The following is a 15,390-nucleotide window of genomic DNA, read 5'->3' as shown; positions in this document are numbered from 1 at the left end:
GACGTGGAGATGCACGAAGCTGTCGGTCGTCACGGGTCCTTCTCTCCTCCTGCGGTCGGCGCTCGTCCCAGGGTACCGCTCGCCGCGGACACGGTCCGCGCGCCTGCGGGATCAGCCCTGCGCGTCGCGCAGCCGGTCGAGAGCGGTCCGCAGATCCTCGGGATAGGCGCTCTCGAACTCGACCTGCTCGCCGGTCTCCGGGTGCTCGAAGCCGAGCCGCACCGCGTGGAGCCACTGCCGCTCGAGACCGAGCCGGGCGGCGAGCACCGGGTCGGCGCCGTAGGGCAGGTCACCGCAGCACGGGTGCCGGGTGGCGGCCATGTGCACGCGGATCTGGTGGGTCCGCCCGGTCTCGAGCCGGACCTCGAGCAGCGTCGCGGAGCGGTGCGCCTCGAGCACCTCGTAGTGGGTGACGGCGTGCTTGCCGTCGGTGCGCACGGCGTAGAGGCCGTCGCGGCGCGGGTTGCGGCCGATCGGCGCTTCGATGGTGCCGACCACCGGGTCGGGCAGGCCCTGGACGAGCGCGTGGTAGGTCTTGGCGACGGTGCGCTCCTTGAAGGCCCGCTTGAGCACGGAGTACGCGTGCTCGCCCTTCGCGACGACCATGACCCCGGAGGTGCCGACGTCGAGCCGGTGCACGATCCCCTGCCGCTCGGCCGCTCCCGAGGTGGCGATGTCGTAGCCGGCCGCAGCGAGGCCGCCGATGACGGTCGGTCCCTTCCAGCCGGCGGCCGCATGGGCGGCGACGCCCACGGGCTTGTCGACGACGACGAACGCATTGTCGTCGTAGATCACCCGCATCCCCTCGACGGGCTCGGCGACGATCTCGAGCGGCTTCGCGGGCTCGGGCATGACGACGTCGATGCGGGCACCTGCGCTCACCCGGTCGGACTTGCCCACGACGGCCCCGTCGACCTGCACGTCGCCGGCGGCGGCGATCTGGGCCGCGGCCGAGCGCGACAGGCCGAGCATCCGGCTCAGCGCGGTGTCGACCCGCTCGCCCTCGAGTCCCTCGGGCACGAACATCGAACGCTCCCTCACACCTGCTCCTTCGCTGCGTCTTCGGCAGACGCGGTCTGCGTCTCGTCGGAATCGCGCGTGCCGTCGAGCCCGATGCCGCGCAGGGTGGTGACGACGATGACGACGGCGGCGGCGGAGATCGCGATGTCGGCGACGTTGCAGATGAACAGCGAGAGGTCGATGAAGTCGACGACGGCGCCGTGGAAGAAGCCGGGCGGTCGGAACAGCCGGTCGATGAGATTGCCGCTGAGGCCGCCGAGGAGGAGCCCGAGACCCCAGCTCCAGGCGCGCGAGCCGAGCCGGCGGCTGGCGACGAGGATCCCGACGAGGACGATGATCGCGATGACGGCGAAGATCCACGTCGAGTTCGAGCCCATCCCGAACGCCGCGCCCGGGTTGCGGTAGAAGGTGAAGCCGGCGAGCTCGCCGATGACCGGCACGGACGGCCGTCCCTCGAGCACCGCGATCGCGATCTGCTTGGTGACCTGGTCGACGACGACGACGGCGACGGCGATCGCGAACAGCGCACCGATGAGGAGACCTCTCCTGCCGGTGGGGGGTGCAGTGCTCACAGCCGTGGGGTCTCCTCTTCGGGGTCGGGCGGTCCGGCTCACCAGTCTAGCCGCCCGGGCGCCCGGGACTCACCCGGCGTCGCGCTGGGCGAGCAGGAGCCCCTTGCCGATCGCGAGCGTGAGCACGGTGAAGCCCGGCGTGTCGCGCAGCGCCGCCTCGAACTCGGCGGTCTCGTGCTCGTGGGAGATGACGTTGTCGACGACGAGGAGGCCGTCGAGCAGCCGCAGGATCTGCGGCAGGTAGTCGACGTACGCGGTCCGGTCGGAGTCGAGGAAGATCAGGTCGAAGGACCCGCGGATCGCCGCGAGCTCCGTCGCCGCGTCGCCCACCCGCTGCTCGATCCGGGCGTCGAGGCCGACCTCGGCGAAGTGGCCGGCGGCCTCTGCGGCGCGGCCCGGGTGGTTGTCGATGGTGAGGATCGAGCCGCCCGGGGGCAGCGCCTGCGCGATCCACATCGTCGAGTACCCGTTCGAGGTCCCGACCTCGAGCACGTTCTGCGCCCGGAGCCCGCCCACGAGATCGGCGAGCAGCCGGGCGGAGGAGGGTTCGAGGTTGCGGTACCGGCTCTCGTGCGCCTCGGCCCCGGCATCGTGCGCACGGGAGCGCTCGAGGACCGCCGCGCTGAACTCATCGAAGTCGACCATGGGACCACCCTAGGCCGCACGGCCCCGGATGGGAACAGACCGGCAACGGGCCCGGGCGGCGCGGAGCATGCGCCCGGGAACGCCGACGGCGCCGGTGAGACGAGCTCACCGACGCCGTTCGCGTCGTGCTGCGGCCGTGTGGCCTGCGACTCAGATCGAGTGCTGCGGGTTCGAACCCATCTTGTTGCCGCCCAGGGTCTCCGGGGCGAGCGAACCGGAGTTCTCGAGCTCGCGGAGCTGATCGTTGAGGTAGCTCTTGAGCCGCGTCCGGTACTGGCGCTCGAAGTTCTGCAGACCGTCGATCTCGCGCTCGAGGTTGGCCTTCTCGGTCTCGAGGTGGCGGAGCGTGTCGTCGCGCTTCTTCTCCGCGTCGCGGACGATCTCCTGGGCCTTCTTCTCCGCGTCGCCGATGAGCTTGTCGCGGGTGCGCTCACCCTCGGCGAGGTGCTCGTCGTGGAGGCGCTGGGCGAGGGCGATGAGGCCGTGGGCGTCCTGGTCCGAGGAGGACTTCGCGGCGGAGCCGGCCACGGCACCTGCGCCCGCACCGGCGGCGAAGCCGGCACCGGCCGAGGGGCCGGACTGCTGCGGGGCGACGAGCGGAGAGGCCGGCGTCTGCTCCGCGGACTCGCGGCGGTCGTCGGAGGCCTTCGGCTCGTTGCCGGGCACCGCGGCGGGCATCGCCTGGGTGGCCTGCGGGTCGACGGCCGGCTCGGACCGCGCGTCCGCAGAGGACGAAGACGACTGAGCGGATCCGCCCTGCGAGAGCTCATTCACGCGCTGCTCGGCGGCCGAGAGCTTCTGGCGGAGCTCGTCGTTCTCCTGGTAGAGACGGCGGAGCTCGACGACGACCTCATCGAGGAAGTCGTCCACCTCGTCCTGGTCGTATCCGTCGCGGAACTTGACGTGCTGGAACCGCTTGTTTACTACGTCTTCAGGCGTAAGCGCCATGAGGCCACCTTCGGTCGACAATGATGTTCTTCGAAATGCTGTTCTTTACAAGTCTGTTATACAACAGACAACAGAGAAACCATATCCCATCCCCCGCGCCGTTGTCGTGCGCGGCGCGCCTGCGCCGTGCCCGCACCGCGGAGTGCAGCGGTCCCGGAGGTCACGAAACGGTCACGCCCGCGGGCGCGTTCCGGGCCCTCAGACGAAGGAGTTGCCCGCGATGCGCAGCGCTCCGGCGAGGACCTGGACGAGGATGAAGACGACGATGAAGCCGAGGTCGAGCGAGATCTGCCCGAGACGGACCGGCGGGATGATCCGGCGCATGAGCGTGATCGGCGGATCGGTGAGCGTGTACACGATCTCGCACAGGACGAGCACGAAACCGGTCGGCCGCCAATCGCGGGAGAAGACCTGGATGAGGTCGATGATGACGCGGGCCAGCAGCACGTAGACGTACAGGCTGACGATCGTCGCCAGGAGATGGAAGATGATGCCCACGGGCGGATCGAACCTCTTTCGCGAACAGGACGGCGGCGGTCTACCCACCAGGGTAGACCGCCGCCCGAGGAAACACCGAACCGCGACCCGCTGTTCTCAGCGAGCCCGAAGCTCGCGCACGCGGACGCTCAGCTCTGGTTGAAGAAGCTCGCCTGCGTGTCGCCGGCGTCGTCGTTCTCCGTGGACACCTCGATGTTCTCCGGGGTGAGGAGGAAGACGTTGTTCGTGACCTTCTCGATCGAGCCGCGCAGGCCGAAGATCAGGCCCGCGGAGAAGTCGACGAGGCGCTTCGAGTTCGCCTCGTCCATCGCGGAGAGGTTCATGATGACGGGGATGCCGTCGCGGAACGCGGTGCCGATGGCCTTCGCGTCGTTGTAGCTGCGGGGGTGGATGGTCTGGATCCGCTGCATCGCCGAGGCGGGGGCCGACTCGACGGGGCGGACGGAGGCGCGGATGGGGGTCACGGCGGCGGGCTCCTCGTATTCGACGACCTCGTCGAAGTCCTCGACCCCGTAGTCGTCTGCGTAGTCGTCGGTGTCGGCGGCGCGGTGGTGGCGCGCCTGCGGCTCGTCGAGGTCGTCCTCGACGAATCCCAGATAGGTGCCGATCTTCTTGAGCGCGGACATGTCGTCTCCTCGTGGTTCGCGGTTCGGTCGCAGGCGCACCTGCAGGTGAGTCTCCCTCAGTGTCGAAACTACCGCGCCGGGGACCGGGATCCGGGGAGGACGAGCGGGCGTGTCGGCGGGCGCGTATCGCGGTCTCAGCCGGCGGCGGGGTTCGCCCGCAGCCAGATGATCCCGGCGAACCGGCCGGTCTCGCCGTCGCGCCGGTAGGAGTAGAGAGCCGGGTCCTCCGCGGTGCACTCCGGCACCCAGCGGTGGATCGCGACGCCCGCGCGGCGCAGCTGCTCGGCGACGCCCGCGGCGACGTCGAGCGCCGGGGTGCCGTGGGCGGAGACGGAGGCGGTCACCGGCTCGGCGTCCGCCACGGCGGCGCGGAGCTCGGCGGGCACCTCGTAGCAGCGGGGACAGATCGACGGGCCGATGATCGCGGTGACGTGGCGCGCACCGGCGGCGGTCATCGCTTCGAGCGCGGCGGGCACCACCCCGTCGGCCATGCCCTGCCGACCGGCGTGGACCGCGCCGACCACGCCGGCGTCGACATCGGCGAGGAGCACGGGGGTGCAGTCGGCGACCTGGACGACGAGCCCGAGGTCGGTGCTCGCGGTGACCTGCGCATCGGCGGTCACCGGGTCGCCGGGCACCGAGGCGGGGGGGTCGTCGAGCTCGAGCCGGTGCACCGCCGTGCCGTGCACCTGGGACACGTATCCGAGCCGGTCGGCCTGGAGCTCGAGCACGGTGGCGAGCATGCTTCGGTTCGCCGCGACCGTCTCCGGGGCGTCGCCGACGTGGAGCGCGAGGTTGAAGGAGTCGAACGGCCCGCTGCTGTAGCCGCCCCTCCTGTCGGTGAACGCGGCATGCGCGGTGAAGCGCTCACCGGACAGGACGAAGCGGCTGTGCAGCACGGTGGGTCAGCCGATCCGGATCACTTGAGGAAGTCCGGGATGTCCAGGTCCGAGTTGTCGAACCGGGACGGCTTCTCCTCCGGCAGCGACGACGGGACGTCGGAGCCGGGGTGGCCGGACTGCGGGCGGGACTGCGGGTCGGCACCGGGCTGCTGCCCCGGGCCGGGCTGGCCCTGTGATGCCTGGCCGGCGGCGAACTGCCCCTGGCCGGCCGGGGCCTGACCGAACTGGCCCTGGCCCGTCTCGCCGCGGTCGGAATCCTGACCGGCCGAGTCGGCTTCGGGCTCGGCGAAGGCCGGGCGTCCGGTGGGTTCGGAGGACTCGCTGGCCTGCGAATCGAAGCCGGCGGCGATGACGGTGATCCGGCACTCGTCGCCGAGGTTGTCGTCGATGACCGTGCCGAAGATGATGTTCGCCTCCGGGTGCGCGGCCTCCTGCACGAGGCGCGCGGCCTCGTTGATCTCGAACAGGCCGAGGTCGGAGCCGCCCTGGATGCTCAGCAGCACGCCATGCGCACCCTCGATGCTCGCCTCGAGCAGCGGGGAGGCGATCGCGGCCTCGGCGGCCTGCACCGCGCGGTCCTCGCCGACGGCGGAGCCGATGCCCATGAGGGCGGTGCCGGCGTTCTGCATGACCGACTTGACGTCCGCGAAGTCGAGGTTGATCATCCCCGGGGTCGAGATGAGGTCGGTGATGCCCTGCACGCCGGAGCGGAGGACCTCATCGGCCGACTGGAAGGCCTCGAGCACGGACACGTTGCGGTCCGAGATCGAGAGCAGGCGGTCATTGGGGATGACGATGAGCGTGTCGACCTCTTCGCGGAGGGCGGCGATGCCGGCCTCGGCCTGTGCCGAGCGGCGACGGCCCTCGAACGTGAAGGGTCGGGTGACGACACCGATGGTGAGCGCGCCGAGCGACCGCGCGATGCGTGCCACGACGGGCGCCGCACCGGTGCCGGTGCCGCCGCCCTCGCCAGCGGTGACGAAGACCATGTCGGCGCCCTCGAGCGCCTCCTCGATGGCCTCCTCGGAGTCCTCGGCCGCCTTGCGGCCGATCTCCGGGTCCGCGCCGGCCCCGAGGCCGCGGGTGAGGTCGCGGCCGATCTCGAGCTTGAGGTCGGCCTCCGACAGGAGGAGCGCCTGCGCGTCGGTGTTGATCGCGATGAACTCGACACCGCGCAGGCCGACGTCGATCATCCGCTGGACAGCATTGACGCCGCCACCGCCGGTGCCGGCGACTTTGATGTCCGCTCCGGATTGTGGGAATTCAGCCAAGTCGGTTCCTCTTTCGACGCATCGGGCCCGCGCGGGGCGCTCCGGCTTTTGTGCCTTCGGGTCGACGCTATGGGGATCGCCGTCCGGGTGCAACCATCGCACCCGGTGTGTCCGCCGGGGATTGGCCGAAATGTCCCCGCCGCCCGCCGGCGGCCCGGCCTCAGCGGGTGACGGGCACCTCGGGCACGGACACGTCGATCTCGGTGGCGCCGGTCGCCATGAGCGCGCGGGCGACCTCGAACTTCCGGGCGGCGTCCTCCGGCGAGCCGAACAGCACGGTGACCTCGGTGCCCTCGTGGTCGTAGCGCATCCGAAGGTCGCGGCCGGAGCCGGCGCTCATCGAGGTGACCCCGGCGCGCTGCTCGGCGGGCACCGCGTCGAGGAAGGCGACGACGGCGCTCACCGCGCCGGGGACGTCGGCGTCGTCCTCGAGGGCGAGGACCGGGAGGCCCTTCGGCTCGTCGGCGACGGAGTCGATGACCTCGCCGTCGACGTCGTAGCGGTCCCAGCCGCCGTCGGCGGGCACCGCGAGCACGGGCTCCCGATCGGTCACTGCGACCGACAGCGCGTTCGGGCCGGCCCAGCCGACCTCGACGCTCGCCGCCTTGGGGAACGCGGAGACGAGCTCGTCCTCGACGCGGGAGAGGCGGATCTGCGGCAGCGGGGTGCCGCCGTGGGAGGCCAGGACCGCGTCCTCGACCTCCGCCGGGTCGGTGAGCTCGGCACCGGTGACCTCGACGGCGCGCAGCTCGAGCACCGGGGTGAACCATGCCGCCGCCGCGAGCCCGAGGACGAGGGCCGCGACCGCGCCGACGATCGCCCAGGTGCGGATCCGAGCGCGCCTGCGGGCGGCGAGCCGGTCCGCGAGGCTCGCCGTGCTCACGACCCGCCCAGGGCCGCCACGAGCTCGGGGCCGAGCAGGGTCACGTCGCCGGCGCCCGCGGTGATGACGACGTCGCCGGGACGCACGCGATCGCGGACGTAGGGCACCGCGTCGGCGAAGGACGGGAGGAAAGTCACGTTCTCGTGCGGCACCTCGGCGGCGATGATCGCCCCGGTGACCCCGGGGATCGGATCCTCGCGGGCGGGGAACACGTCGAGCACGACGACCTCGTCGGCGATGCCGAGCGCGCGGCCGAACTCGGTCCGGAAGTTCTGCGTGCGGGAGAACAGGTGCGGCTGGAAGATCACGTGCACCCGCCCACCGGGGTCGACCACCGAGCGGGCGGCGGTGAGCACCGCGGCGACCTCCGTCGGGTGGTGGGCGTAGTCGTCGTAGACGCGCACGCCGCTCTCGGTGCCGCGCAGCTCGAAGCGGCGACGGGTGCCGCCGAACGACTCGACCCCGCTGATCGCTGCTCCGAGATCGAGACCGAGCTCAGCGGCGACGCACAGGGCGGCGGCGGCGTTCGCGGCGTTGTACGCGCCCGGCTGGTGGAGGGTGATCGGCCCGTGGACCGTGCCGTCGAGCTCGAGCCCGAACCGGGTCCCGGCGCGGCCGAGCTCGAGGTCGACGATCCGCGCGTCGGCGTCCTCGGAGGTTCCGTAGAACAGGATCGAGGCGCCCGCCGCCCGGGCGCGCAGACCGATCTCGCGCGAGCCCTCGTCGTCGGCGCACACGATGACGGTCCCGCCGCGCTCGGCGGTCCGGGAGCAGAAGTCGACGAACGCTTGGCGCACCGCCTCCCAGGTGCCGTAGTGATCGAGATGGTCGGCCTCGACGTTGGTGATGACCCCGACCGCGGGCTCGTAGAGGAGGAAGGAGCCGTCGGACTCGTCGGCCTCCGCGACGAACACGTCCCCGGAGCCGTCGTGGGCGTTGGTGCCGGTCGCGGTGAGGACGCCGCCGATGACGAACGAGGGATCCGCCCCGCAGGCCTGGAGCACGACGGTCGTCATCGACGTCGTCGTCGTCTTGCCGTGGGTGCCGGCGATCGCGACGGCGCGGCGGTCGACCATGAGGGAGGCGAGCGCCATCGAGCGGTGGATGATCCGCAACCCGGCGTCGCGCGCCGCGGCGAGCTCGGGATTGGACTCCCGGATCGCCGAGGACACCACGACGGTGTCGGCGCCGGCGATGTTCTCCGCGCGCTGTCCGATCGCGATCTGGGCGCCCTGCGCGCGCAGCGTCGTCACGACGCTCGAGTCCTTGGCGTCGGAGCCGGAGACGCTCATGCCGCGCATGAGCATGATCCGCGCGATGCCGGACATCCCGGCGCCGCCGATCCCGATGAAGTGCACCCGGCCGAGCTCGGCGGCCGGCACGATGGCCTCGGTCATGCGTGTCCCTCGCTGCCCGTACCCGCCCGAGCGGCGGACCCGGGCGCGCTCGGCCCGGGTCCGCCGCTCGGGCGGGTACGGGCGGCCGGGGTGGGGCCGGCCGACGGCCTCGTAGATCATCTCCACCATGGTGCGCGCCGCAGCGGTCGGGAAGACCATGCTGCGGGCGGCCTCGGCCATCGCGGCGAGCTCCGCGTCGTCGGTGACGAGCGGGATCACCCGGTCGCGGATGGTCGCGGCGGTGAAGTCGGCGTCCTCGATGACCCGGGCGGCCCCGGCCGTCGCCGCGTCGGCGGCGTTGAGCCGCTGCTCACCGTTGCCGATCGGCAGCGGGACGTAGATCGCGGGTGCCTGCACGGTCGTGACCTCGGCGACGGTGCCGGCGCCGGCACGGCAGATGAGGAGGTCGGCCGCGGCGTAGACGTGCTCCATCCCGTCGACGTAGTCGACGACGTGGTAGCCGTGGTACCGCTCGGCGGCCGCAGCGAGCTCGGCGCCCTTGCCGGCACCGGTGATGTGGAGCACCTGGGCCCCGGCGGCCATGAGATCGGGCATCGCCTCGCGGAACGCCTCGTTCATCGCCTGCGCCCCGAGCGAGCCGCCGGTGACGACGAGGGTGCGGCGCTGCGGGTCGAGGCCGAGTGCGTGCGCTCCGGCGGCGCGCTGGTCCGGAGCGGAGCGGTCGATCGCCTCGATCGCGTGCCGCATCGGCATCCCGACGTGGACCCCGGGCAGCGGGGTGCTCGCGAAGGTGTAGCCGACGCGCCGCTCGGGGGTGAGGCGGGCGCCGAGGCGGTTGGCCAGACCCGGCCGGGCGTTCGCCTCGTGGACGACGATCGGGGTGCCGGTGCGGCGCGCGGCGAGATAGGCCGGGCTCGACACGTAGCCGCCGACGCCGACGACGACGTCGACCCCGCGCTCGCGGATGATCCGGGTGACGGCGGACACCGTGCCGAGCAGCCGGCCCGGGAAGCGCACGAGCGAGGCGTCGATGCGGCGCGGCGCAGGCACCTTGTCGATGGTGAGCAGCTCGAACCCGGCAGCGGGCACGAGTCGGGTCTCGAGGCCCTCGGCGGTGCCGAGCATGATGATCCGCGCCTCCGGATCCTGGAAGCGCAGGTCGTCGGCGACGGCAAGCATCGGCGAGACGTGGCCGGTGGTGCCGCCGCCGGCGAACAGGACGGTCAGGGACATGGTTTCCTCACGTGGAGCGGACGGGGCGACGGGCCAGGACGGCGAGCGAGCTGCGGACCCGCGTGGACTGGGCGCGCATCGCCTCGCGGGCGCCGTCCTCCGTCCGGGCGAAGGAGAGCACCATGCCGATCGCGATGAGGGTGGCGAGCAGCGCGGAGCCTCCGGATGACACGAGCGGGAGCGGGACGCCGATGACCGGCAGCACCCCGGCGACGACGCCGATGTTGACGAGGGCCTGGCCGACGATCCACATGAACACCGCGGCGGTCGTGGTCTGCACGAAGCGGTCGCGGGAGCGCATGACGATCCGGATGAGACCGTAGCCGAGCGCGGCGAACAGGAGGAGGACGACGAACGAGCCGAGGAGGCCGAGCTCCTCGCCGATGATCGCGAAGATGAAGTCGTTGTGCGCCTCGGGCAGCCACGACCACTTCTCGCGGCTCGCGCCCAGGCCGACCCCGAACCAGCCGCCGGAGGCGAGCGCGTAGAGCCCGTGGTTCGACTGCCAGTGCTGGCCGAGCGGGTCGGCGGCGGCCGGGTCGGCGGCGCCGAACATCGCCTTGACGCGGGCCATCCGGTTCGCGCTCGTGACGACGAGGAGGACGACGAGGGCGCCGATCCCAGCGAGGGCGGTGAGGAAGTACTTCCACGGCACTCCCCCGACGAACAGCGCGCCGAGGGCGAGGCCCATGATGATGAGTCCGGTCCCGAGGTCGCGGCCGTAGAGGATGAAGCCGAGCACGAGGCCGAGCACCGCGATCACCGGGAGGAGCGTCCGGAACTCCGCGAGGTGGCGGGCCCGGTTGGCGAGGAACACCCCGAGCCATAGTGCGAGCGCGACCTTGACGAACTCCGCGGGCTGGCCCTGGATGCCGCCGATCGAGACCCAGCTCGTCGATCCGTTGACGGTGCGCCCGAGCCCCGGGACGAACGGCAGCACCTGGAGGCCGACGCCGAGGACGATCGCCGGCACCGCGAGCGCCCGCCAGATGCGCGGCGTGCAGGACGCCGCACTGATCATCGCGATGAGCCCGACGACGGCGAACACCGCCTGGCGCGCGAACACGGAGAAGGACGAGCCCTCCCCGCCGGCGTACGCGGTGATCGACGAGGCGGAGAGCACCATGGTCAGGCCGATCGCGGTGAGGGCGAGCGTCGAGGCGAGGACGAGGTAGAAGCTCGTCACCGGCAGGTCGTGGATGCGGCGCAGCGCCGCGATCAGCCCGTCCTCACGGCGCAGGAAATCCTGCGGTCGAGTGCGGCGGGCGCGGGCGCCGCCGGTCCGCGGTGCGGTCCTCCCCGGGCTGCTCATCAGGCCTCCGCACGCTCGTGCACGGCGCGGGCGAAGGCGTCGCCGCGGGCGGCGTAGTCGAGGAACTGGTCCATGCTCGCGGCCGCCGGAGCGAGCAGCACGGTGTCGCCGGGCCGGGCGGCGGCGAGCGCGAGGTCGACCGCGCGGTCCATCACCGGGCCGCCGCGCTCGGCCGGGGCGAGCTCGGAGACCGGGAGGTCGACCTCGTGGACGGAGACCTCGGGCGCGTGCGCGGCCAGGGCGGAGCGCAGCGGCGCGCGGTCCTCGCCGATGAGGACGACGGCGCGCAGGCGGTGGGCGTGGGCGGCGACGAGGTCCCCGTACTCCGCGCCCTTGGCGAGTCCGCCGGCGATCCACACGATGTCGTCGAAGGCGCGCAACGCGGCGTCCGCGGCGTGCGGATTCGTCGCCTTCGAGTCGTCGAACCAGCGGCAGCCGCGGTGCTCGGCGACGAGCGCGAGCCGGTGGCCGCCCGCGGCGTGGGCGCGCAGCCCGTCGCGCACGGCTGCCGGGGGCACGCCCACCGCGCGGGCGAGCGCGGCGGCGGCGAGCGCGTTGGCGACCTGGTGCGGCGCGGCGGGGGCGTCGGGGGTGCCCGAGGCCCGCGCGACGTCGGCGAGCGCGGCGAGCTCCGCGGCGGCGGAGTAGCGCTGCGGGATGAAGGCCCGGTCGACGAGCAGGTCCTCGACGACGCCGAGCTCCCCGGGGCCGGGGACGGAGGAGGAGAAGCCGACGGCGCGGGCACCGGCGATGACCTCGGCGTCCTCGACAAGCGCCCGGGTCGCCGGATCGTCGACGTTGAACACGCACGCGGTGCGCACGTTCGTGTAGGCGCGGCCCTTGTCGGCGGCGTACGCCTCCGCGCTGCCGTGCCAGTCGAGGTGGTCTGCGGCGATGTTGAGCACGGCGGCGGCCTCGGCGCACATCGAGAACTGCCAGTGGAGCTGGAAGCTCGAGAGCTCGATCGCGAGCACCTCGGCGTCGGGATCGAGCACCGCCTCGAGGAGCGGGGCCCCGATGTTCCCGCACGCGCGCACGTCGAGGCCGGCGACGCGGAGCATCGATTCGAGCATCGTCGTCGTCGTGGTCTTCCCGTTCGTCCCGGTGACGACGAGCCAGGGCGCGGAGTTCGCCCCGCGCACCCGCCAGGCGAGCTCGACCTCGCCGATCACCGGGATGCCGCGGGCGGCGGCCGCGGCGAGCAGCGGCTGGTCGGGTCGCCATCCCGGGGAGGTGACGACGAGATCGGGGGTGCGCCCGGAGCGGCCGGTCGGCACCTCGGAGACGTGCTCGGGCCCGCGCCGGATGTCGACGTCGAACACCGCGAGGATCGCTTCGTACTCGGACCGGTCGCGGGCGGTGTCGCCGTCGACGACGATGACCTCCGCACCGCGCTCGGCGAGGTGGACCGCTGCGGGGTACCCGGACACGCCGAGGCCGGTGACGACGACGGTGATCCCGGCGAGCGAGGATTCGGGGCCGTGGAGCGCGGCGGGGATCGCCGCGGCGTTCGGGTAGTCGACCGGCTCGGCACCCGGCGGGAGCACCGGGGGCGGGCCGTCGGCGGCGGTGGGATCGAGCGTCTCAGTCAAGGTGGGACACCCACTCCGCGTAGAACAGGCCGACGGCGGCGACGACGAAGAGCAGCGCGATGATCCAGAACCGGACGACGATCGTCACCTCGGCCCAGCCGATGAGCTCGAAGTGGTGCTGGAGCGGGGCCATCCGGAACACCCGCTTGCCGGTGAGCTTGAACGAGGCGACCTGGATGATGACGCTCAGGGTGATGAGGACGAACAGCCCGCCCATGATGATGAGGAGGAGCTCGGTGCGCGACATGATCGCGAGCCCGGCGATCGCACCGCCGATCGCGAGCGAGCCCGTGTCGCCCATGAAGATCTTCGCGGGCGAGGCGTTCCACCACAGGAACCCGATGCAGGCCGCGGCCATCGCCGCGCCGACGATCGTGAGATCGCGCGGGTCCCGCATGTAGTAGCAGCCGTCGCGGATCTCGGTCATGAGATTGCAGTTCTGGGTGGACTGCCACGTGGTGATGATGACGAAGCCGGCGAATACGACGGCGGCCGCGCCGGAGGCGAGTCCGTCGAGGCCGTCGGTGAGGTTGACCGCGTTCGACACCGCGGTGACGATGAGGTTCGCCCACACGATGAAGACGATGAGGCCGAGGATCGGCCCGGCGAACGCGAGGTCGAGCGCGGTGTCGCGGACGAACGAGATCGTGGTCGATGCCGGGGTCTGCCCGTACTCGTTGGGGAACTGCAGTGCGAGGACCGCGAAGCTGATCCCGACGAATCCCTGCCCCACGAGCTTGCCGAGGGGCTTGAGGCCGAGCGAGCGCTGCTTGGAGACCTTGATGTAGTCGTCGAGGAACCCGACCGCGCCGAGTCCGGCGGCGAGCCACAGGACGAGCACGCCCGACGGCGTGGGGTGCGATCCGGTGAGGAGATGGGAGGCGAAGTACGAGATGAGCGCGGCCCCGATGATGACGACGCCGCCCATGGTCGGCGTGCCGCGCTTCGTCGCGTGGGTCTCCGGGCCGTCGTCGCGGATGAACTGGCCGTATCCGCGCTTGACGAGCATCCGGATGAAGAGGGGCGTGCCGATGAGCGTGAGGAGCAGGCTCAGGCACGCGGCGAGGATGACGGCGATCATTGCTGCCCCGACACCCCTGCGATCTCGTCTCCGAGGTAGCGCAGACCGGCGTCGCGCGAGGACTTGAACAGGACGATGTCGCCGGGCTGGAGCTCGGCGCTGAGGAGTTCGCGGGCCTCGGCGATGCTCGGCACCCAGACCGCCTCGTTGCCCCAGGAGCCCTCGAGGTTCGCGGCCTGGTAGATCGGCTTCGCCCCGTCGCCGACGGCGATCGTGCGGCTGATGTTGAGGCGGACCACGAGGCGTCCGATCGAGTCGTGCTCGGTCACCGAGTCGTCGCCGAGCTCGAGCATCTCCCCGAGCACCGCGAAGGTCCGGCGCGGGCCGGTGGTGTCGTCCCCGCGGCCCATCGCGGCGAGCGTCTTCAGGCTCGCGCGCATCGAGTCGGGGTTGGCGTTGTACGCGTCGTTGAGCACCGTGACGCCGTTCGGGGAGTCGATGAGCTCCATCCGCCAGCGGCTCGCCGCGCCCGAGGTGCCGAGCGTGGTGACGATCGACCGGGCGGGCACGCCGCAGCGATGGGCGACCGCGGCCGCGGCCAGCGCGTTGCCCACGTGGTGCTCGCCGAGGAGCGCGAGCTCGACCGCGGCCGGCTCCTCCCCCGGGAGGTGGAGGGTGAAGGAGGTGCGTCCGGAGGCATGGGCCTCGACGTCGGTGGCGCGCACCGCGGGCGTGCGGTCCTCCCCGCCTGCCGCGCTGAACCACAGGGTGTCGACTCCCTCGGCGAGGACCTCGGCCATCGCCGCGACCCGCCGGTCGTCGGCGTTGAGGACGGCGGTCCCGCCGGACTCAAGGGACTCGACGAGCTCGGACTTCGCCCGGGCGGTGTTCTCGATCGAGCCGAACACCCCGCCGTGGGCGCTGCCGACGTTGAGCTCGACGGCGATGTCGGGCCGGACGAGCGAGGTGAGGTATGCGAGGTTGCCGATCGAGCGGGCGCCCATCTCGAGGACGAGGAAGCGGGTCGATTCGTCGGCGCGGATCGCGGTGAGCGGCACCCCGACCTCGTTGTTGTACGAGTTCGGCGGCCACACGGTCTCCGCGTGACCGGCGAGGAGGTCCGCCGTGAGGTCCTTGACCGTGGTCTTGCCCGCCGACCCGGTGATCGCGATGACGGTGAGGTCGCCGGAGGCGCGGAGCGCTTCGACGTTGAGGCGGGCGAGGTGCCCGAGCGCGGCGGTGGGGTCGGCGACGTGCACGGTGGGCAGGTGCTCCCCGTCGACCGTCGGGACCGCCTCGGCGATGATGAGCACGGCTCCGGCCTCGAGGGCGGCGGGTGCGTAGTCGAGCCCGTCGGCGGTCTCGCCGCGGCGGGCCACGTAGATGTCGCCCGGCGACACCTCGCGGGAGTCGGTGACGACTCCCCCGCTCAGCTCCTGGTCGGGGGATATCCCGTAGATCTCGCCGTTGAGGGCGGTGGCCACCTCGTGCACAGAGAATCGCTTCATA

14 protein-coding genes are annotated in these 15,390 nt (G+C 72.2%); all 14 read right to left on the bottom strand.

The features are described 5' to 3' along the window. Window positions 1-111: 111 nt before the first annotated feature. Window positions 112-1,041, bottom strand: coding sequence for an RluA family pseudouridine synthase (locus C1A17_RS00500; protein ID WP_219618227.1), 930 nt, complete (start codon window positions 1,039-1,041; stop codon window positions 112-114). Further along, window positions 1,038-1,592 carry a signal peptidase II gene (locus tag C1A17_RS00495; protein ID WP_101649708.1) on the bottom strand — a complete coding sequence of 185 codons (555 nt, stop codon included), beginning with the start codon at window positions 1,590-1,592 and terminating at the stop codon, window positions 1,038-1,040. The genes C1A17_RS00500 and C1A17_RS00495 overlap by 4 nt, the downstream gene beginning before the upstream one ends. A 69-nt stretch (window positions 1,593-1,661) precedes the next feature. Beyond that, entirely contained in the window at window positions 1,662-2,237 is a 576-nt protein-coding gene (locus tag C1A17_RS00490) for an O-methyltransferase (protein ID WP_101649707.1), read from the bottom strand. A 150-nt stretch (window positions 2,238-2,387) separates the two neighbouring features. Next, the gene (locus tag C1A17_RS00485; protein ID WP_101649705.1) at window positions 2,388-3,185 is read right to left on the bottom strand and encodes a DivIVA domain-containing protein; all 798 of its coding nucleotides are present in this window, start codon (window positions 3,183-3,185) and stop codon (window positions 2,388-2,390) included. Window positions 3,186-3,383: 198 nt separating this feature from the next. After that, window positions 3,384-3,683, bottom strand: coding sequence for a YggT family protein (locus C1A17_RS00480; protein ID WP_101649703.1), 300 nt, complete (start codon window positions 3,681-3,683; stop codon window positions 3,384-3,386). A gap of 128 nt (window positions 3,684-3,811) precedes the next feature. After that, window positions 3,812-4,309 carry a cell division protein SepF gene (locus C1A17_RS00475; RefSeq protein ID WP_101649701.1) on the bottom strand — a complete coding sequence of 166 codons (498 nt, stop codon included), beginning with the start codon at window positions 4,307-4,309 and terminating at the stop codon, window positions 3,812-3,814. A 134-nt stretch (window positions 4,310-4,443) separates the two neighbouring features. Continuing rightward, the gene (gene pgeF / locus C1A17_RS00470; RefSeq protein ID WP_101649699.1) at window positions 4,444-5,208 is read right to left on the bottom strand and encodes a peptidoglycan editing factor PgeF; all 765 of its coding nucleotides are present in this window, start codon (window positions 5,206-5,208) and stop codon (window positions 4,444-4,446) included. A gap of 20 nt (window positions 5,209-5,228) precedes the next feature. Beyond that, window positions 5,229-6,482, bottom strand: coding sequence for a cell division protein FtsZ (ftsZ, locus tag C1A17_RS00465; protein WP_101649697.1), 1,254 nt, complete (start codon window positions 6,480-6,482; stop codon window positions 5,229-5,231). A gap of 160 nt (window positions 6,483-6,642) precedes the next feature. Next, the gene (locus tag C1A17_RS00460; RefSeq protein ID WP_101649695.1) at window positions 6,643-7,365 is read right to left on the bottom strand and encodes an FtsQ-type POTRA domain-containing protein; all 723 of its coding nucleotides are present in this window, start codon (window positions 7,363-7,365) and stop codon (window positions 6,643-6,645) included. After that, the gene (gene murC, locus C1A17_RS14735; RefSeq protein ID WP_101649692.1) at window positions 7,362-9,956 is read right to left on the bottom strand and encodes a UDP-N-acetylmuramate--L-alanine ligase; all 2,595 of its coding nucleotides are present in this window, start codon (window positions 9,954-9,956) and stop codon (window positions 7,362-7,364) included. Before murC ends, C1A17_RS00460 begins: the two co-directional genes overlap by 4 nt. A 7-nt stretch (window positions 9,957-9,963) precedes the next feature. Then, window positions 9,964-11,268: a putative lipid II flippase FtsW gene (ftsW, locus tag C1A17_RS00450; protein ID WP_101649690.1), complete on the bottom strand. Its 1,305-nt coding sequence runs from the start codon at window positions 11,266-11,268 to the stop codon at window positions 9,964-9,966. Beyond that, window positions 11,268-12,860 carry a UDP-N-acetylmuramoyl-L-alanine--D-glutamate ligase gene (gene murD, locus C1A17_RS00445; RefSeq protein ID WP_101649688.1) on the bottom strand — a complete coding sequence of 531 codons (1,593 nt, stop codon included), beginning with the start codon at window positions 12,858-12,860 and terminating at the stop codon, window positions 11,268-11,270. The genes ftsW and murD overlap by 1 nt, the downstream gene beginning before the upstream one ends. Next, window positions 12,853-13,941, bottom strand: coding sequence for a phospho-N-acetylmuramoyl-pentapeptide-transferase (mraY, locus tag C1A17_RS00440; RefSeq protein ID WP_101649686.1), 1,089 nt, complete (start codon window positions 13,939-13,941; stop codon window positions 12,853-12,855). Before mraY ends, murD begins: the two co-directional genes overlap by 8 nt. Continuing rightward, on the bottom strand, window positions 13,938-15,389 hold the full coding sequence (locus C1A17_RS00435) for a UDP-N-acetylmuramoyl-tripeptide--D-alanyl-D-alanine ligase (RefSeq protein ID WP_101649684.1): 1,452 nt from the start codon (window positions 15,387-15,389) through the stop codon (window positions 13,938-13,940). Before C1A17_RS00435 ends, mraY begins: the two co-directional genes overlap by 4 nt. Window position 15,390: the final 1 nt, after the last annotated feature.

The organism is Brevibacterium ihuae, from assembly GCF_900184225.1.
GTDB classification, from domain to species: Bacteria; Actinomycetota; Actinomycetes; order Actinomycetales; family Brevibacteriaceae; genus Brevibacterium; species Brevibacterium ihuae.
This window is presented reverse-complemented; position numbering and strand designations above follow the sequence as displayed.

What these genes read in the sequence shown, in the direction of transcription:
- C1A17_RS00490 (WP_101649707.1), bottom strand. Translation starts at nt 2,237, where the DNA reads ATGGTCGACTTCGATGAGTTCAGCGCGGCGGTCCTCGAGCGCTCCCGT.
- C1A17_RS00485 (WP_101649705.1), bottom strand. Translation starts at nt 3,185, where the DNA reads ATGGCGCTTACGCCTGAAGACGTAGTAAACAAGCGGTTCCAGCACGTC.
- C1A17_RS00475 (WP_101649701.1), bottom strand. Translation starts at nt 4,309, where the DNA reads ATGTCCGCGCTCAAGAAGATCGGCACCTATCTGGGATTCGTCGAGGAC.
- murC (WP_101649692.1), bottom strand. Translation starts at nt 9,956, where the DNA reads ATGTCCCTGACCGTCCTGTTCGCCGGCGGCGGCACCACCGGCCACGTC.
- ftsW (WP_101649690.1), bottom strand. Translation starts at nt 11,268, where the DNA reads ATGAGCAGCCCGGGGAGGACCGCACCGCGGACCGGCGGCGCCCGCGCC.
- mraY (WP_101649686.1), bottom strand. Translation starts at nt 13,941, where the DNA reads ATGATCGCCGTCATCCTCGCCGCGTGCCTGAGCCTGCTCCTCACGCTC.
- C1A17_RS00435 (WP_101649684.1), bottom strand. Translation starts at nt 15,389, where the DNA reads ATGAAGCGATTCTCTGTGCACGAGGTGGCCACCGCCCTCAACGGCGAG.